An 18,003-nucleotide genomic window follows, 5' to 3' on the forward strand; every position below is an offset into this window, starting at 1 on the left:
CGAGGACATGCCTGAACGGGCATGCCCTGAAAGACATGCGCCCCAATCATCCCACCGGCGCGAACACGTCGGCTTCGATCTCGATCAGCATCGCCGGGTCGATCAGCCGCCGGACCTCGACCATCGTCGTCGTCGGCCGGTGCTCCCCGAAGAATTCGGCGTGCGCGCGCCCGTACTCGGCCCAGCGGGCGATGTCGGTCACGAACATCCGCGTCCGCACGATCCGCGTGCGGTCGGTCCCGAACGGCCGCAGCGCCCGCTCGATCAGCTCGAGGCAGCGCCGCGCCTGCGCGTACGCGTCGCCCGGCGCGAACACCCCGCCGCCGTCCTCGTCGACCGGCGCCGTACCTGTCACGAAGACCATGTCGCCCGCCCGCAGCGCCCGGCAGTAGCCGACCTGCTGCTCCCACGGCGCGCGCGAGTAGACCCGCTCGAAGTCTGTCTGGCTCACGCCGCCACGCTAGCACGCCCGGGCGCGGCCGCGGCCACCCCGTCGGCGCACACGCGGCGGCGCACCGCGACCACCAGCCCCCACAGCCGCCGCGGCGCCCCGTCGATCGCCAGCGCCCGCAGCGTCGGTCGGTGATCGATCAGCACCACCGCGCAGGCGGCCGCCGCGACCGCGAACCACGCCGCGCTGAAGAGCGCCCGCCGCCACGGCGACGCCGTCTGCAGGCGGAAGAACGCGCAGTGGAACTCGAGGTGGGCCTCCTCGTCGCCGCAGATCTCCCGCAGCACCTGGCCGATCGGACAGCCCCCCAGGCGCCCGGCGAGCAGGCCGTAGAAGCCGATGCCGATGACCTCGGCGGCCAGCAGCACCAGCAACTTCAACCGCAGGCCGAGCAGTCGGCGGCCGTGGACGAACAGGCGGTCGGTCCAGGCGGTCCGGCGCAGCGAGCCGCCGAGCGCTCGCACCATCGCCGCCAGGATCCGCGCGTGCCGGCCCTCCTCCTTGACGAACAGCTTCAGCGCCGCCCGGTAGTCGGCGTCGATTCCCCCCAGGCGCGAGCGCTCGATCTCTCGCACGATCCGGCCCTCCCCGCTCTCGCCGACCTGGAAGATCGCCAGCGACCGGCCGAGTGGCGCCCGCCAGGCCTCCGGCACCCCCTCGGCGTCGATCGTCGGCAACGGCCTGCGGGCATTGTCTTCAAAGTGTCGTCTCCACGGGCTCCACATGCGAGCGCCTCCTGCGCTCGCTCATACGCCCGCGGCCGGGCCGTTCCTGCCCGCCAACTCCGCGAACGGTCGCAACCGCGGGGCGAACGGTCGCGGCGCCGCGCCGCGCTCTCGACCGCGAGCGGAGCTCACTCCGTCGCGCATGCAGCGAACCGGCGCGCGCACCTTCGAGTCGCGCGCCCGTGGTCGCTCGCGGTCACTGCCGCGAGCGGCCGTCGCTCACCACTTATAAAAGCCTTCGCCCGACTTCTTGCCGAGCTTGCCGGCCGCGACCATCTCGCGGAGCAGCGCCGGCGGGCGGAAGTGGTCGCCCTGTTGCAGGTTGGCCGCCAGGTACTCGGCGATGTTGAGGCGGACGTCGAGGCCGACCAGGTCGGTCAGCTTGAGCGGGCCCATCGGGAAGCCGTAGCCGAGGCACATCGCCTTGTCGATGTCCTCCGCGGAGGCCACCTTCTCCTCGACCATGCGGATCGCCTCGAGGCCGATCACCAGGCCGAGGCGGCTGGTCGCAAAGCCAGGCGAGTCGCGGACCACGATGCAGTCCTTGCCGAGCTTCGCGCCCCAGGCCTGCACGGTCGCCAGCACCTCGGGCGAGGTCTGCTGACCGACCACGATCTCGAGCAGCTTCATCACGTGGACCGGGTTGAAGAAGTGCGTCCCGATCACGCGCTCCGGGTGCGGCAGCCCGGCCGCGATCGCGGTCACGCTGAGGGAGCTGGTGTTGGTCGCCAGCACCGCCGTGGTCGCCACGTGCGCCGCCACCTTCGTGAACAGCTCCTGCTTGAGCGCCAGCTTCTCGGGGACCGCCTCGACCACGAGGTCGGCGCCGGTGACGGCCGCCTCGAGGTCGCTCTCGCCGCGCAGGGCCGCCAGGGTGGCCGTCCGCTGGTCTTCGGTGACCTTGCCCTTGGCCACCCCGCCGTCGAGGTTGGCGCGGATCTTCGTCAGACCGGCCTCGACCAGGTCGGTGCGGACGTCGTAGAGGCGGGTCTGAAAGCCGGCGGCGGCGGCGACCTGGGCGATCCCGTGGCCCATGGTGCCGGCGCCGATCACGGCGACCGTGGAGATGGCGGACGCTGTCATGGCGCCGGGTTATAGCCCGACCTCGCGCCCGCGAGCCCCGTGAAACTCGCAGCCCTGCGTGAGGCGCGAACCCCTCCGGGTCCAGGCCCGCAGGCCATGGCGGCAGGACCAAAAACAAAACGCCGAGGAGGTCCTCGGCGTGGTGCGAAGGGAGGGACTCGAACCCTCACAGGTTACCCCACTAGATCCTTAGTCTAGCGCGTCTACCAATTCCGCCACCTTCGCGTGGCTGTCGGCCTCCCCCTGGGTTCCCCAAGGGGAGGCGCTGTGTATCACATGTTGGGCGGGGGAGGCAAGCTCTCCCCGACCACGTGGAGCTTGAGGAGGTTCACGGACTTGTGATCTTTCACCGGGTAGCCGAGGGTGATCACGATGCGGTCTCCGCGCGCCAGCATCCCGCGGCTCAGGATGAGCCTGTCGATGTCGACGAAGATGCTGTTGCCGTGGGGGCTGGACACGGTGAAGAGGACCGGGACCACGCCCCAGTAGACCGCGAGGGCCTGGTAGGTCGCCGGGTTGGGCGTGAACGCGAAGATGGGGACGCGAGGGCGGTAGTCGCTGACGAGGCGGGCGATCCCGCCGGACACCGTGTACGTCACGATCGCCTTGGTGTCGGGCAGCGACTTGCAGCAGACCACGGCGGCGCGGGCGATCGCGTTGGTCGAGTGGCCGAGGTCGAGGTCGGACGGCTCCCGCCAGAAGCGCTCCTGGCGTTCGATGGAGCGGACGATCTTGTCCATCGTGTGCACCGCCTGCAGCGGGTACGCGCCCGAGGCTGTCTCTCCGGACAGCATCACCGCGTCGGAGCCGTCGAGCACCGCGTTGGCGACGTCGGACGCCTCGGCGCGGGTCGGCCGCGGGTTGCGGATCATCGAGTCGAGCATCTGCGTCGCGGTGATCACCAGCTTGCCGACGCGGTTGGCCAGCTCGATGCCCTGCTTCTGGATCACCGGCACCTCTTCGGGCCCCATCTCCACCCCGAGGTCGCCGCGGGCGATCATGATCCCGTTCGACACCTCGAGGATCGACTTCAGGTTGGTGACCGCCTCGGGCTTCTCGATCTTGGCCACGATCGGCACCACCCGGCCGAGCTCCTCCATCAGCGTGCGCACCGCCAGCACGTCCTCCGGCTGGCGCACGAACGAGATCGCCACCAGGTCGACGCCGAGCTCGAGCGCGAAGCGCAGGTCCTCCTTGTCCTTCTCCGTCATCGACGGCAGCGACAGGTGGACCCCCGGCAGGTTGACGCCCTTGCGCGACGTCAGAGTCCCGCCGGTCACCACCGTCGTCTTGATGTCGGGCCCCTCGACCCCGGTCACGCGCACCTCGAGCGCCCCGTCGTCCATCAGGATGCGGTCGCCCGGCTTCACCTCGCCGGCCAAGTGCGGGTAGTCGATCGTCACACGGCCCGGCTCGACCTTGCCCTCGGGGTCGACGCAGAGGATGAACTCGTCGTTGACCTTGAGCTCGAACCCCGGCGCCGGGATCTTGCCGACGCGGATCTTGGGCCCCTGCAGGTCGGCGAGCACCGCCACCGCGAGGTCGCGCGCCGACGCCTCGCTGCGGATCGCTTGAAACACCCGCGTGTGGTCCTCGTGCGACCCGTGCGAAAAGTTGAGGCGGGCGACGTTCATGCCGGCCGAGATGAGCGCGCCGATCTGGTCCTGGCTCGAGGGGCCGATCGTGCAGACGATCTTGGCGCGGCGAAGGGGCGGAAGCGACATGGCGCGCATCATGCCATGACGCCCCCGCCCCGCCACATCCCGCCGCGGTGACGCGTTTGCCACGGCGCACACCTCGGCCGCGCACCGCGCGCGGACGCCCACGCGCCGCCGAGTCCGCCATTTTCGCCAATTCGCCCGCCGAGTGGCCCGCGCGGCGCCTGTGAACGCGCCTTCGCGACTTGTCCCGGAGTGCGCCGATCTGCGACGAGCGAACGCCCACTCACCAGCGCGAGTGCAGCGACCCGAGCTCCACCGGCGTGTGCACGCCGAAGGCGTTGCCGATCGACGTGATGCACACGTGCTTGTGGTTCGCCGGATCGATGACGACCTCGCACGGCGCACCGGCGATGAGCAAGTGCAGCAGCGTCTCCGGCACCGCGATGTCGACCTCGACCCGCACCTCGCCGGTCGGCAGCGCCACCTTCAGCCCCACCGGCCGCACATAGATCCCGAGCGAGCCCTGACGCGACCTGAGCCGCCCGGCGCCTACCGACGCGATCGTCCCGCTCGCCTTCGTCCCGCTCGCGCGCAGCCGGTCGTGCGCGGCCTCCTCGGCGGCGCCGTCGTGAAGCATGCTGTTGGCCAACCAGACGAACAGGCCGAAGCCGACGACAGAGGCGATGAACCCGAACACGCGGCGAGGGTAATCAATCGCAGGCGCGAGGTGGCCGCACTCGCGGATGCCTCATGTCCGCGCGCGCGCGTCGGGGCCGCGAAGCCTGCCGCTTGCGCACGCGCGCGGCGACGCGACGGGCGCGTGCGCCTGGTATGTTGCCAGTCCGGAGGTCGTCATGCGCACTCTCGTCTCGCTGGCCCTGCTCGCCCCGCTGTGTCTCGCCGCCTGCTCCGACAGCAAGGATCCGCTCGACGGCCTCACCGCGGTGCCGAGCACCGACGGCGGCACCGACGGCGGCACCGACGACACCGACGGCACCGGCGGCGTCGCGACCACCAGCGACGACGCCGGCACCACGACGGAGGTCGGCCCCGGCGACCCGCCCGACCCGACCGGCACCAGCGCCACCACGACCGGCGCCGATCCGTCGGCGGGTCCGACCAGCGATCCCTCGGGCGGGCCGACCAGCGATCCGAGCTCGGCCACCAGCACCACCGACGACCCCGGCGATCCCTACGAGCAGGCGCGACAGCTGTGCGTCGACACCATCAACATGTACCGCGGCACGCTGGGCCTGCCGCCGTATCAGCGGTGGGCCGACGCCGAGGGCTGCTCCGACGCCGAGGCCGCGGCCGACGGTCAGAGCGGCACCCCGCACGGCGCCTTCGGCATGTGCGGCGAGTTCGCCCAGAACGAGTGCCCCGGCTGGCCGAGCCCGGCCGAGCAGTCGCTACCGGGCTGCCTCGAGCAGATGTGGGCCGAGGGTCCGGGCGAGGACTTCCAGATGCACGGCCACTACATCAACATGTCGAGCGAGCAATACACCATGGTCGCCTGCGGCTTCGCCGACGCCGGCGGCGGCGACCTGTGGATGGTGCAGAACTTCAAGTGACCGGCCGGCGCGGCGGGGGCGGCGACCTGCGACCTGGTCTTCGTCGCCCCCGAATTGTGATCGACGTCGCAACCGCGCTAGACTGGGCCTGATGCGCGAGCTGTTCGCCGTGGCCCTGCCCGGGCTGGAGCCGCTGGTCGCCGCCGAGCTCGACGCGCTCGGCCTCGGCCCCGGGCGGGTCGTGCCGGGCGGGGTCGGCTTCCGCGGCGACTGGGGGGCGCTGGTGGCGGCCAACCTGCACTTAAGGACAGCCACGCGCGTGCTCGTGCGCCTGGCCGAGTTCCCCGCCGTCAACTTCGCGGTGCTGTCGAAGCGGCTGGTCGACATCGCGTGGGAGGACCTGTTTCCGCCGCACGCGCCGGTGCGCCTGGCCGTGCGCGCCACCGCCCACAAGTCCCGCCTCTACCACACGGGCGCGATCGCCGAGCGCGTCCACCTCGCCGTCGCCGCGCGCCTCGGCAGCCACGTCGAGCTCGCTCACCCGCACGACGACGGCGAAGATGGCCCCGAGACCAGCTCCTCGCATTCGACCGTCCTCCTGGTGGTCCGCCTCGAGCGCGACCGCTGCACCGTCAGCGTCGACAGCTCCGGCGACCCGCTGCACCGCCGCGGCTACCGGCTCGCCACCGCCAAGGCCCCGCTGCGCCCCACCCTCGCCGCCGCCTTGCTCGCTGCGGCCGGCTGGCGCCCCGGCGAGCCCCTCCTCGACCCCTTCTGCGGCTCCGGCACGATCGCCATCGAGGCCGCGCTCATCGCCCACGGCAAGCCCGCGGGGGCCCTGCGCGACTTCTCGTGCGCCCGCTGGCCCGCGCTCGCCGCCGCCTACCCGGCCCTGCGCAAGGCCGCCACACGCCTGTCCCAAGCGCCATGTCCCTACGCGCCGATCGTCGCCTCCGACCGCGACGAGGGCGCGGTCGCGGCGGCGCGCGCCAACGCCCAGCGGGCCGGGGTCGACGCCGCGATCGCCTTCGCGGTGCGACCGTTCGCCGCCTGCGAGCCGTTCAGCCCCAGCGGTCTGCTCTTGACCAACCCGCCCTACGGCGTGCGGGTCGGCCGCGCTCGGACCTTGCGCGACCTCTACGCCCACATCGGACACGTCCTTCGGGACAGGTTCCCCGCGTGGCGCGCCGCGCTGCTGTGCCCGCCCGACCTGCGGGTCACCGTGGGCGTCGCGCTGCACCCGGTCCTGAGCACGCGCACGGGCGGCCTCGCGGTCGAGCTCGCGCTGGCCGAGCAGACGCACCCCGACGTCCGGCCGCGTGGCTGAGGCCCGGCGCGCGCGTGGTACCCTCGGCGGGTGTTCACGCTGCACGCCTTTCACCCGACGCGCGGGCACTGGAACGAGACCGACCTCGGGGCCGTGCCGCGCCTGCTGGCCGAGCCCGACGTGACGATCTGGCTCGACCTCCAGGACCCGACGGACGAGGAGGCGCGCGTGCTCTCGGAGGTGTTCCACTTCCACCCGCTGGCCATCGAGGACATGCTCCACGACTACGGCCACCCCAAGCTCGACGTCTACGACGACTACGTGTTCCTCATCGTCCACGGCGTCGACTTCCAGAGCCTCGACCTCGAGCACGGCTTCGTCGTCAACACCCTCGAGCTCGACATCTTCGCCGGCCCGCGGTACGTCGTCACCCACCACTCGGACACCGTCCTGCGCTCGGTCAGCGAGCTCCACCGCGACGTGTGCGACCCGTGCCACCGCCCGTGGATCTCCGTGCGCGTGCTGCACCGCCTGCTCGACCGCCTGGTCGACAACTATTTGCCGGTGATGGACCGGATCGGCGCCCGGCTCGACGCGCTCGAGGACCTCATCATCCACCGGCCGGAGCCCGAGCACCTCGAGCTCGTGCTCGACGCCAAGAAGACCATCAACCGCCTGCGCCGGATCACCGGTCACCAGCGGCTGATCTTGGAGTCGCTGGCGCGCGGCCACATCGACCTCATCCCGCGCGACAGCATCGCCTTCTTCCGCGACATCTACGACCACTTCGTGCGGGTCGCCGACATCTCCGAGGCCAACCGCGAGGGCGTGCAGGCGGCCGTCGAGGCCTATCTGTCGGTCTCGGCCAACAAGACCAACGAGATCATGAAGGTCCTGACGCAGATCTCGACCGTCATGCTGCCCCTGACCTTCATCGCCGGCATCTACGGCATGAACTTCGACATCATGCCGGAGCTGAAGTGGAGCTTCGGTTACCCGTTCGCCCTGGGGCTCATGGCGGTGACGGCCGCCGGCCTCATCATATGGTTCCGGCGCCGGCACTGGTTGTGATGCGGGCCCTGCCGCGTCCGGTGGTCCGCGGGCGGCCGTCCTGCGGCGTTGTTGATCTCGCGACCCGGCCGGTGGTACATGACCTGAAGGAGGGCCTCGCATGGTCTTCGAGCCGCGTCTTCGTGAACTCACCCGAACCGCGCTGACCCTCGTGTTGGCCGGGGGGCGCGGCAGCCGTCTGGCCGCGCTGACGGATCGCCGGGCCAAGCCGGCCGTCTATTTCGGCGGCAAGTTCCGCATCATCGACTTCGCGCTGTCGAACGCGATCAACTCGGGGTTCCGCAAGATCTCCGTGCTGACGCAGTACAAGTCGCACAGCCTCTTGCGCCACCTGCAACGCGGCTGGAGCTTCCTGCGCGGCGAGATGGACGAGTTCGTCGACCTCTTGCCTGCGCAGCAGCGGCTGAACGAGGAGAACTGGTACCGCGGCACGGCCGACGCCGTATGGCAGAACCTCGACATCTTCCAGAGCGTGCACCCGTCGCACGTCATCGTCCTCGCCGGCGACCACATCTACAAGATGGACTACGGCAAGATGCTGTGGCAGCACGTGACCCGCGGCGCCGACGTGACGGTGGCCTGCTTCGAGGTCCCGCGCAAGGAGGCGAGCGCGTTCGGGGTCATGGCGGTCGACCCGGGCGGGCGGGTGGTGCGGTTCGTCGAGAAGCCGGCCGACCCGCCGCACATCCCGGGCAACCCCGAGATGTCGCTGGCGAGCATGGGCATCTACGTGTTCAACGGCAACTTCCTGTTCGAGCAGCTGCGCCGCGACGCCGAGGATCCCAACTCGAACCACGACTTCGGCAAGGACATCATCCCGTACCTCGTGCAGGGGCGGGCCAGCGTGTTCGCCCACCGCTTCCAGGAGAGCTGCGTCGTCAGCGAGGCCGGCGGCACCCCGTACTGGCGCGACGTCGGCACCGTCGACGCCTACTGGGAGGCCAACATCGACCTCACCAACATCATCCCGCCGCTCGACCTCTACGACCCGCAGTGGCGGATCTGGACCTACCAGGAGCAGCTGCCGCCGGCCAAGTTCGTCCACGACGAGGACAACCGGCGCGGCATGTGTCTGGGCAGCATGGTCTCGGGCGGCTGCATCATCTCCGGCTCCCTCGTGCGGCGCAGCCTCCTGTTCTCCAACGTCCGCTGCAACTCCTACTCGCGGCTGGAGGGCGCGGTGGTCTTGCCCGACGTGGTCGTCAACCGCAGCGCGCGGCTGACCAAGGTCGTCGTCGACCGCGGCGTGGAGATCCCCGAGGGCCTGGTGGTCGGCGAGGACCCGCAAGAAGACGCCCGTCGGTTCCTCCGCACCAGCAGCGGCGTCACCCTGATCACGCGTGAGATGATCGACCGCCTGTAACGAGCCCCCGCATGCGCGTCCTGTTCGTCGCCTCCGAAGTCTATCCCCTCGTCAAGACCGGCGGTCTGGCCGACGTCGTCGGCGCCCTGCCGATCGCGCTGGCCGAGCTCGGCGTCGACGTCCGCGTCCTCGTGCCCGGCTACCCCAAGGTGCTCGCCGGCCTGCACGCGCGCGGCCGCGAGGTCGAGCTCCACAACCTCGTCGGCGGCGGCCCGGCCAAGCTGATGTACGGCCGCGTCGGCAAGCTCGAGCTGCTCGTGCTCGACGCGCCCCACCTGTACAATCGGCCAGGTAACCCCTACGTCGACCAGCACGGGCGCGACTTCGGCGACAACCACCTGCGCTTCGGCGCCCTGTGCCACGCCGCGACCTGGCTGGCGGGGCCCGAGGGCGGCGACCGCTGGCGGCCCGAGCTGATCCACGGCCACGACTGGCAGTCGGGCCTGGTCCCGGCCTACGTCGCCCTGATGCCGCCGCAGCAGCGCGTGGCCACCATCACCACGATCCACAACCTCGCCTACCAGGGCGTGTTCCGGGCCGACGTGATGGGCGCGCTGCGGCTGCCCGGCTCGATGTTCGACATCCACGGCGTCGAGTTCCACGGCCACCTCGGCTTCCTCAAGGCCGGCCTCTGGTACAGCGACAAGATCACCACGGTCAGCCCGACCTACGCCCGGCAGATCCAGACCGAGACCTACGGCCACGGCCTGCAGGGCCTGCTGCGGCGGCGCGACGCCGACCTCTACGGGATCCTCAACGGCATCGACACCGAGACGTGGAACCCGGCCACCGACCCGCACCTGCCGGCGCCGTACAGCGCCGACGACCTCACGGGCAAGCGGATCGGCAAGCGCGCGCTGCAGCTCGAGCTCGGCCTCCACCCCGATCCCGACGCGCCCTTGTTCGTGGTCGTCAGCCGGCTCGTGACCATGAAGGGCCTCGACCTGCTGCTCAGCGCCGGTCGCTCGATCCTCGAGCGCGGCGGCCAGCTCGCCGTCCTCGGCTCCGGCGAGGAGCGCCTGGTCGACGGCTTCCAGCAGGCGGCGCGCCTCAACCCCGGCCGCGTCGCCTACCGCGGCGGCTACGACGAGCCGCTCGCCCACCGCATGCAGGCGGGCGGCGACGCCATCATCATCCCCTCGCGCACCGAGCCGTGCGGCCTCACGCAGATGTACGGCCTGCGCTACGGCACCGTCCCGGTCGTGCGCCGCACCGGCGGCCTGGCCGACAGCGTCATCGACACCACCCCCGAGACCCTCGGCGCGGGCCTCGCCACCGGCGTCCTCTTCAACGACATCGACGCCTCCGCCCTCGCCTGGGCCCTCGGCCGCACGATCGCCCTCTACCACAACCGCCCGGTGTGGCAGCAGCTCGTCCGCCACGGCATGCAGGAAGACTTCAGCTGGCGCCGCAGCGCCGCCCGCTACCTCGACCTCTACCGCCGCGCCCTCGGCTACTGAGCGCGGCAGGCCTGTCCCTCCGGGCATGTCTGTTCAGACATGCCCGTTTAAACATGTCCGAGAGCGCCCGCGACCCGCGGACCCAGGCGCTGGCAGCGCGGCTGCACGCCTGTCGGTCCTGCGGTACCCTGCGCGCGTGGCGGAACTCCAGCTCGACCCCGAGGCGCTGCAGGACCTGATCGACGCGCGCATGCCGTTCGGCAAGTACCAGGGCGTGGCGCTGCTCGACCTGCCCGAGCCGTACCTGGTGTGGTTCTCGCGCCAGGGCTTCCCGCCGGGCAAGCTCGGCCGGCAGCTGGCGGCCATGCTCGAGATCAAGACCAACGGCCTCGAGCGGATGCTGCGGTCGCTGCGCTGACGCGAAAATAACCCGGTGGACATGTCTTCATGGACATGTCCCTTCAAACTCACCGGTCGGCCCGGAAGCGCTCGGCCAGCTTCTCGCGGCGGAACCAGGCCACCAGCGCGTCGACGAACGCGCGCGTCTTGGCGGGCAGCAGCTTCTGCCCGCCGAAGTAGACGAAGATCGCCCCGGCGTCGGCGTGCCACTTCGGCAGCACGCGGACCAGCCGGCCGCTGTCGAGGTGCGGCACCGCGTGCGGCATGCTGATGAGGCCCACGCCGAGGCTCATCAGCGTGGCCTGACAGATCGCCTCCATGTCGTTGAACACGATCCGCGGACGCGGCTCGAGCGTCGCTTCCTCGCCGGTCTTGCTGCGAAACGACCACGTGCGCACCCGACCCGACTGCGGCGAGCGCAGGACGATGCCGTCATGGCGCCCCAGCTCCGCCGGCGACCTCGGCGCGCCGTGGCGGGCCAGGTACTGCGGCGTCGCGGCGGCGACGATGTGGGCGCGGGCCAGCTCGCGGGCGACGATCCCCGAGCGCAGCTCGATGGCCGCGCCGATCGCCGCGTCGAAGTTCTCGCCGACCAGGTCGACCTGGCGGTTGTCGAGGTGCCAGTCGGGCGTGATCGCCGAGTAGCGCGCCAGGAACTCGCCGAGCATCGGCAGGATGTAGTCGCGCCCGAACGTCGGCGACATGCTCACGCGCAGCGTGCCCGCCGGCTCGTGCTGCGCGCTGGCCAGGCCCGCCATCGCCGCCTGCAACGTGTGCAGGCCGCTCGCCGCCTCGCGCAGGAACTGCTCCCCCGGCTCGGTCAGCTTCAAGCTGCGGGTCGTCCGCTGGAACAGCCGCACCCCGAGCCGCTCCTCGAGCTTGGCCACGCTCTTGCTGACCGCCGCCGGCGTCACCCCCAGCTTGCGCGCCGCGGCCGAGAAGCTGCCGGCCTCGGCGCTGTGAACGAAGCATTCGACGGCGGCCAGGCTCTCCACGGGGCGTCTCCTCTCGACTTCTCGCGTCTGCACTTTCAACCATTCGTTGAAAGTATTCGGAATGTTTTGTTACTACCGGTCAATGCCGGCCGCAAGCATCTTCCTCGCATGACCACGACGCACCCGGCCACCACCACCCCCGCATCCACCCTCGCCCGCACCCCGCTCGCCGGCAAGGTCGCCCTCGTCACCGGCGGCTCGCGAGGCCTCGGCGCAGCGATCGTCGAGCGGCTCGTCCGCGACGGCGCCGCGGTCGTCTTCACCTACGCCGGCGCCAGGGACCGCGCCGACGCCCTGGTCGCCGAGCTGACCGCGGCGGGCGGCCGCGCCCTCGCCCTCGAGGCGGACAGCGGCGACGTCGACGCGGTCCGCCGCGCGGTCGCCCGCACCCGCGAGGCCTTCGGCCGCCTCGACATCCTCGTCAACAACGCCGCGATCGCCCGCACCGCCCCGCTCGTCGACGTCGCCGACGACGACCTCGAGCGCATGCTCGCAGTCAACGTCCGCGGCGTCGTCGTCGCCACCCGCGAGGCCGTGCGCCACATGGACCGCGGCGGCCGGGTCATCAACATCGGCAGCATCAACAGCGAGTACGTCCCGTTCCCCGGCGCCTCGCTCTACGCCCTCACCAAGGGCGCGCTGTCCGGCTTCACCCACGGCCTCGCGCGCGAGCTCGGCGCCCGCGGGATCACCATCAACAACATCCAGCCCGGCCCCGTCGACACCGACATGAACCCGGCGGGCGGCCCCAACGGCCAGTACCTCACCGGCCTCATCGCCGTGCAACGCTTCGGCCACACCCGCGAGATCGCCGGCCTCGTCGCCTACCTCGCCGGTGAGGAGGGCGCCTACGTCACCGGCGCCGACCTCCGCATCGACGGCGGCTTCGCGGCCTGAGCCGTTCACGGCTGTCGTCATTCTCCAATCACCCCACTTCACGAAAGGCATGGTCATGCAGATCGGCGTCATCGGCACCGGAGCGATCGGCCAGGCCCTCGTCCAGCACCTCGTGCGCGCCGGCCATCGCGTGCTCCTCAGCAACAGCCGCGGTCTCGAACACGGCCTCGCTGTCGCGCCAGGACGGCCCTCACGGAGCTCCGGCATGGCATGACTTATGGGGCATGACCCTTCGAGCATGCCCCATAAGTCATGTCATGATGCTGCTCCTCTGGGCACGCTCGTGTTCGTACCGGGCCACGCCCGACACGGGCGCCGCCTGGCTCCATCGCCGATCTCGCAGGCCAGCGTGCTACGCTCGCGCCCGGCGCATCATGATCAGGACGCGGATGTCACGCCTGGCGAAGCTGAACCTGTCGAGCCTGTGTCCGTGCCTCGCCGTGCAGGCGTGCGCCCCCGCCGGCGACGGCGACACGCGCGTGCTCGACGACACCACGCCCACACGGTACCTGGACGGCGAGGCCAACTCCCTCGCCGGCGACCTGAGCTGGCAGACCGGCGACCTCGCCGCGGGGGCTGCTGGCCGTCCTGCATCACGACGACGCCTTCGATCGCGGCACGCCGCTGGAGGAGCGCATGAAGGTCCGAATGCGCTGGCGCGACGGCTCGGCGAACAATCCTTGAAATTTTGAACACTCTCGAGGTCTCATGTCCCCAGTCAAGACCGGCGCGCAGCAGCTCGAGGAGCTCGCCCGTGCGAGCAGCAAGTGGACGACGATCGAGGCGATCCGCGAGCGGCCCGCCGCCGATCTGCTGGCCGAAGCGCGGGCCCGATTCGCGGCCAGGCCTGACCGTCGCGCCGAGCTGATCGAGCTCCTACAAAAATTGCCCGGGGACGCGGCCGAGGCGCTGCTCGTCGAGTGGCTCGACGACGCGTTCAGCGCCCACCACGCGACGGTCCTCCGCGCGCTCGCAGAGCGAGGCTCGAAGGTTTCCGACGCGATCCTCGAGCGGCTCCTCGCGTCCGCGACCGCCACGCTCACGACCCCGCGCAAACGCAAGCTCTCGAAGCGAGCCGCCGAGCAGGCGAGCCGCGACTTCGAGGTCGTCCTCGAGGCCGTCGGTTGCCTCGGCGATCCTCGGCTCGCGCCGGTCGTCGCGCGTCACCTCGACGCCCACCCCTACACCGCCGCGCTCGCCCTCGGCCGCCTCGGCGCGCGCGACCACGTCACGACGCTGCTGGCCCGCCTGCCGGACGTCCCGGCGAAGGCGCAGTGCGCCATCGTCGCCGCGCTCGAGCTGCTCGGCGACCCCGCAGCCGCGCCGGGCTTGCTCGAGCAGCTGCGCACCGCCCCCGACGAGGTGGTCTACGAGCTCCATCACACTCTCGGCCAGCTCGTCGGCTGGGAGCCGCTGCTGCCGCTCTACCCCGAGAACCTCGCCCAGGCGCGGGCGCACATCCGCGCCGGCTGGGCAGGCTTCGACGTCACCCGATCCCGGCCCGCACCGCAGCTCGAGCAGGTCGCGCTCACGTCTCCTCACGAGCTCCGCTTCTGCGTCGTGAATGGCCTCGGGATCGCCCGCGAGCAGCTCGATCCGCCGCCGCGATTCTCCTCGTGGCTGCGCTGGGGCTCGTCGCTGTCGATCGCCGGCCGGCCGCTCTACCGGCTAGGCTCACACTGCGAGACCTGCGAGGCTCACATGCGCCTGGGCGGCTGGCCCCCCGAGCGCGCGGCGGAGGTCGCCGGCGCCGTCCGCGACGCCCTCGCCGACACATCGGAGCTGTCGCTCGACTGGCTCGCGGCGATGACGCCGCTGCTGACGACCCTCCGCACCGGCCACTGGATCGCCGCGCGCGCCGAGTTCGACCTCGAGCGGGTGACCGCGCCCGAGCAGTCGTGGTGGTCCCGGCGAGGGCCCTACCGCAAGGCCGAGGACGCCGACATCGTCGAAGTCTGGTCACCGTGGCCCGGCACTGAACATTTTCAAGTGCGCGAGCCGCTGTCGACCGAGCCCCCGACGTTCGGCGTGCTCATGCCGACGCAGCCGCTCGCCGCGCTCGACGAGGCGACGGTCTCCCGCTACGAGCAGGCGATCCGCGCCGGCGCCCGACCGGCCTGCCTGGTGCTCGCGTGGATCGATCAACGCACGTTGCGCGGCGAGTGCGAGGAGCGGCTGCTGCTCGCGGTGGTGCTCGACGGCCACCACAAGCTCGCCGCCTATGCCCGCTGCGGCGTCCCGGCGCCCGCAGTCCTGCTCTGCCGGCTCGAAGACACCTGGGGCCCCCCGGGCGAGCGCGAGCGCTGGTTTCTTCAGGCGGCACTCCCGGTCGCCGAGTAGCGGCCCATGTGCCGAGACCCAAATAAAAAAGCCCCCTTCTTTCGAAGGGGGCATAGCGCTGGCGGCGTCCTACTCTCCCACAGGGTCTCCCCTGCAGTACCATCGGCGCTGGAAGTCTTAACGACCGAGTTCGGGATGGGATCGGGTGTGGCCCTTCCGCAATAGCCACCAGCAAAACTTGTCGACGAGCTGCGAGGCGGACCGCGCGAGGCGGTTCGGGCTCGCAAAGAGATTGTGCGCTGTGCACGGGGCTCCATTTCGGAGCGGGTCCTTCTGACCCTCGTGCGTGTATCGCTCGGAACCTCGGACCTCAAACGCGCCACACGGGAGCGGCGCCCAAGGTCAAGCCGAACGGTCGATTAGTACCGGTTAGCTCCGCGCGTCACCGCGCTTCCACACCCGGCCTATTAACGTCGTCGTCTACGACGGACCTTCAGGGAATCCTCATCTTGTGGTTGGCTTCCCGCTTAGATGCTTTCAGCGGTTATCCGTTCCAGACATGGCTACCCGGCGATGCTCTTGGCAAAACAACCGGAACACCAGGGGTCTGTCCATCCCGGTCCTCTCGTACTAGGGACAGCTCCACTTCAAGATTCCTGCGCCCACGGCAGATAGGGACCAAACTGTCTCACGACGTTTTGAACCCAGCTCGCGTACCGCTTTAATTGGCGAACAGCCAAACCCTTGGGACCTACTACAGCCCCAGGATGCGATGAGCCGACATCGAGGTGCCAAACCACGCCGTCGATGTGAACTCTTGGGCGTGATAAGCCTGTTATCCCCGGAGTACCTTTTATCCGTTGAGCGATGGCCCTTCCATTCAGAACCACCGGATCACTAAGGCCCACTTTCGTGCCTGCTCCTCTTGTATGAGTCGCAGTCAAGCTCCCTTATGCCTTTACACTCTTCGGCTGGTTTCCAATCAGCCTGAGGGAACCTTTGCGCGCCTCCGTTACTCTTTCGGAGGTGACCGCCCCAGTCAAACTACCCACCAGGCAGTGTCCCGGACCAGGCTCACTGGTCACGGTTAGGCTTTCAGACTTCTCAGGGTGGTATTTCAACGTTGGCTCCGTGGAACCTAGCGGCCCCACATCATAGCCTCCCACCTATCCTACACAGACAAGTCCGAAAACCAGTGCCAAGCTGCAGTAAAGGTTCACGGGGTCTTTCCGTCTTGCCGCGGGTACGGGGCATCTTCACCCCGATTTCAATTTCGCTGAGTCCCGGGTCGAGACAGTGGGGAAGTCGTTACGCCATTCGTGCAGGACGGAACTTACCCGCCAAGGAATTTCGCTACCTTAGGACCGTTATAGTTACGGCCGCCGTTTACCGGGGCTTCGATTCGATGCTTCGCTTGCGCTGACATCTCCTGTTAACCTTCCGGCACCGGGCAGGCGTCAGACCCTATACGTCGTCTTGCGACTTCGCAGAGTCCTGTGTTTTTGGTAAACAGTCGCTACCCCCGATTCTCTGCAACCCCCAAAGGCTCATGGCGCGAGGCCCGTCACCCTCAAGGGCACACCTTCTCCCGAAGTTACGGTGTCAATTTGCCGAGTTCCTTAACCCGAGTTCTCTCAAGCGCCTTGGGATGTTCTCCCCACCCACCTGTGTCGGTTTACGGTACGGTCAGCACAGCGGTACACTTGTACGATGCTTTTCTTGGAAGCTTGGACTCACCGAGTTGTCCGCCTTGCGGCGACCCTCATCACCTCTCGGCGTTGCCCGCGCGTTTGTGGCCAGATGCCTCCTACGCGAGCCGCCTACCGGCTTGAACGACCATCCATCAGGTCGCTCGGCTATCCTCCTCCGTCCCACCTTACAAAACCATCCGTGCTGGTGCAGGAATGTTCGCCTGCTTCCCATCGACTACGCATTTCTGCCTCGCCTTAGGGACCGACTAACCCTGAGAAGATGATCTTTACCCAGGAACCCTCGGGTTTACGGCGACCGGGTTTTTCACCCGGTTTATCGCTACTCATGCCAACATCAGCTCTTGTCTGCACTCCAACGCTCGTTTCCGTACGCATTCACCGCGCAGACAATACTCGCCTACCGCCTATCTTTCGATAGACCCGGAGCTTCGGTTCATCACTTAGACCCGTTGAATTTTCGGCGCAGGTTCACTCGACCAGTGAGCTGTTACGCTTTCTTTAAAGGATGGCTGCTTCTAAGCCAACCTCCTGGCTGTCTGAGTGCTCCCACATCCTTTACCACTTAGTGATGAATTGGGGACCTTAGCTGCCGGTCTGGGTTCTTTCCCTCTCGGCAATGAAACTTAGCTCTCACTGCCTGAGTGCCAGCCTGTTGTCATCGGTATTCGGAGTTTGGTTGGGTTCGGTAAGATTGTGGTCCCCCTAGCCCATCCAGTGCTCTACCCCCGATGCAAATCGACTGACCCCATACCTCAATATGTTTCGGCGAGAACCAGCTATCTCCCAGTTTGATTAGCCTTTCACTCCTATCCACAAGTCATCCCCCACATTTTCAACTGTGGTGAGTTCGGCCCTCCACGCAGTCTTACCCGCGCTTCAGCCTGCTCATGGATAGATCACAAAGGTTTCGGGTCTGTAACCAGCGACTTAAACGCCCTTCTCAGACTTGCTTTCGCTTCGGCTTCGCCTATCGGCTTAACCTTGCCGCTGACCACAACTCGTTGGCTCATGATACAAAAGGTACGCCGTCGAGCTTTGCCTTGCGGCCATAGCTCTCCGACTGCTTGTAAACACACGGTTTCAGATTCTTTTCACTCCCCTCGCAGGGGTTCTTTTCACCTTTCCCTCACGGTACTCGTACACTATCGGTCACCAAGGAGTACTTAGCCTTGGAAGATGGTCCTCCCA

16 protein-coding genes, 1 tRNA gene and 2 rRNA genes (1 of these 19 only partly in view) are annotated in these 18,003 nt (G+C 68.9%); 10 read left to right on the forward strand and 9 right to left on the reverse strand.

The genetic code is table 11. The features are described from left to right. Positions 1-46 precede the first annotated feature (46 nt). The 6 genes from O0S08_RS41970 to O0S08_RS41995 form a co-directional block, all read right to left on the reverse strand. Positions 47-451, reverse strand: coding sequence for a RidA family protein (locus O0S08_RS41970; RefSeq protein WP_269035144.1), 405 nt, complete (start codon positions 449-451; stop codon positions 47-49). Continuing rightward, positions 448-1,128 (reverse strand): hypothetical protein, encoded by a 681-nt coding sequence (locus tag O0S08_RS41975; RefSeq protein ID WP_269035145.1) that lies wholly within the window; start codon positions 1,126-1,128, stop codon positions 448-450. The genes O0S08_RS41970 and O0S08_RS41975 overlap by 4 nt, the downstream gene beginning before the upstream one ends. Before the next feature lie 267 nt (positions 1,129-1,395). Further along, positions 1,396-2,259: a 3-hydroxyacyl-CoA dehydrogenase family protein gene (locus O0S08_RS41980; protein WP_269035146.1), complete on the reverse strand. Its 864-nt coding sequence runs from the start codon at positions 2,257-2,259 to the stop codon at positions 1,396-1,398. Positions 2,260-2,399: 140 nt separating this feature from the next. Beyond that, positions 2,400-2,484 (reverse strand) — tRNA-Leu (locus O0S08_RS41985). A gap of 47 nt (positions 2,485-2,531) precedes the next feature. Then, entirely contained in the window at positions 2,532-3,983 is a 1,452-nt protein-coding gene (gene pyk / locus O0S08_RS41990; protein ID WP_269035147.1) for a pyruvate kinase, read from the reverse strand. Positions 3,984-4,203: 220 nt separating this feature from the next. Then, a complete protein-coding gene (locus tag O0S08_RS41995; protein WP_269035148.1) occupies positions 4,204-4,617 on the reverse strand; it encodes a hypothetical protein in 414 nt (137 codons plus the stop codon). Between the two features lie 157 nt (positions 4,618-4,774). On the opposite strand from O0S08_RS41995, the gene O0S08_RS42000 reads away from it, so the two are divergent. The 6 genes from O0S08_RS42000 (at position 4,775) to O0S08_RS42025 (ending at position 10,950) form a co-directional block, all read left to right on the forward strand. Beyond that, complete coding sequence (locus O0S08_RS42000) at positions 4,775-5,491, forward strand: CAP domain-containing protein (protein WP_269035149.1); 717 nt, start codon at positions 4,775-4,777, stop codon at positions 5,489-5,491. Positions 5,492-5,582: 91 nt separating this feature from the next. After that, a complete protein-coding gene (locus tag O0S08_RS42005) occupies positions 5,583-6,758 on the forward strand; it encodes a THUMP domain-containing class I SAM-dependent RNA methyltransferase (RefSeq protein WP_269035150.1) in 1,176 nt (391 codons plus the stop codon). Between the two features lie 30 nt (positions 6,759-6,788). Beyond that, positions 6,789-7,769 carry a magnesium/cobalt transporter CorA gene (gene corA / locus O0S08_RS42010; RefSeq protein WP_269035151.1) on the forward strand — a complete coding sequence of 327 codons (981 nt, stop codon included), beginning with the start codon at positions 6,789-6,791 and terminating at the stop codon, positions 7,767-7,769. Positions 7,770-7,869: 100 nt separating this feature from the next. Further along, positions 7,870-9,132: a glucose-1-phosphate adenylyltransferase gene (gene glgC, locus O0S08_RS42015; protein WP_269035152.1), complete on the forward strand. Its 1,263-nt coding sequence runs from the start codon at positions 7,870-7,872 to the stop codon at positions 9,130-9,132. Positions 9,133-9,143: 11 nt separating this feature from the next. Then, positions 9,144-10,592 (forward strand): glycogen synthase GlgA, encoded by a 1,449-nt coding sequence (gene glgA / locus O0S08_RS42020; RefSeq protein ID WP_269035153.1) that lies wholly within the window; start codon positions 9,144-9,146, stop codon positions 10,590-10,592. Between the two features lie 136 nt (positions 10,593-10,728). Then, the gene (locus tag O0S08_RS42025; protein WP_269035154.1) at positions 10,729-10,950 is read left to right on the forward strand and encodes a DUF3820 family protein; all 222 of its coding nucleotides are present in this window, start codon (positions 10,729-10,731) and stop codon (positions 10,948-10,950) included. A 49-nt stretch (positions 10,951-10,999) separates the two neighbouring features. Here O0S08_RS42025 and O0S08_RS42030 read toward each other — a convergent pair whose 3' ends face one another. Next, on the reverse strand, positions 11,000-11,926 hold the full coding sequence (locus O0S08_RS42030; RefSeq protein ID WP_269035155.1) for a LysR family transcriptional regulator: 927 nt from the start codon (positions 11,924-11,926) through the stop codon (positions 11,000-11,002). A 108-nt stretch (positions 11,927-12,034) separates the two neighbouring features. On the opposite strand from O0S08_RS42030, the gene O0S08_RS42035 reads away from it, so the two are divergent. The 4 genes from O0S08_RS42035 to O0S08_RS42050 all read left to right on the forward strand — a co-directional run bounded on the left by O0S08_RS42035 (position 12,035) and on the right by O0S08_RS42050 (position 15,163). Next, on the forward strand, positions 12,035-12,823 hold the full coding sequence (locus tag O0S08_RS42035) for a 3-oxoacyl-ACP reductase family protein (RefSeq protein ID WP_269035156.1): 789 nt from the start codon (positions 12,035-12,037) through the stop codon (positions 12,821-12,823). 55 nt (positions 12,824-12,878) lie between these two features. Beyond that, positions 12,879-13,037 carry an NAD(P)-binding domain-containing protein gene (locus O0S08_RS51465; protein ID WP_371879519.1) on the forward strand — a complete coding sequence of 53 codons (159 nt, stop codon included), beginning with the start codon at positions 12,879-12,881 and terminating at the stop codon, positions 13,035-13,037. Between the two features lie 175 nt (positions 13,038-13,212). After that, positions 13,213-13,515, forward strand: coding sequence for a hypothetical protein (locus O0S08_RS42045; RefSeq protein WP_269035158.1), 303 nt, complete (start codon positions 13,213-13,215; stop codon positions 13,513-13,515). A gap of 16 nt (positions 13,516-13,531) precedes the next feature. Then, the gene (locus tag O0S08_RS42050; RefSeq protein WP_269035159.1) at positions 13,532-15,163 is read left to right on the forward strand and encodes a HEAT repeat domain-containing protein; all 1,632 of its coding nucleotides are present in this window, start codon (positions 13,532-13,534) and stop codon (positions 15,161-15,163) included. A 56-nt stretch (positions 15,164-15,219) separates the two neighbouring features. Here the strand turns inward: O0S08_RS42050 and rrf are convergent. Further along, positions 15,220-15,336: ribosomal RNA gene (gene rrf, locus O0S08_RS42055) — 5S ribosomal RNA — on the reverse strand. A gap of 165 nt (positions 15,337-15,501) precedes the next feature. Further along, positions 15,502-18,003, reverse strand: a 23S ribosomal RNA gene (locus O0S08_RS42060) (it continues 441 nt past the right edge of the window).

This window comes from Nannocystis punicea, assembly GCF_026965555.1.
GTDB lineage: Bacteria > Myxococcota_A > Polyangia > Nannocystales > Nannocystaceae > Nannocystis > Nannocystis punicea.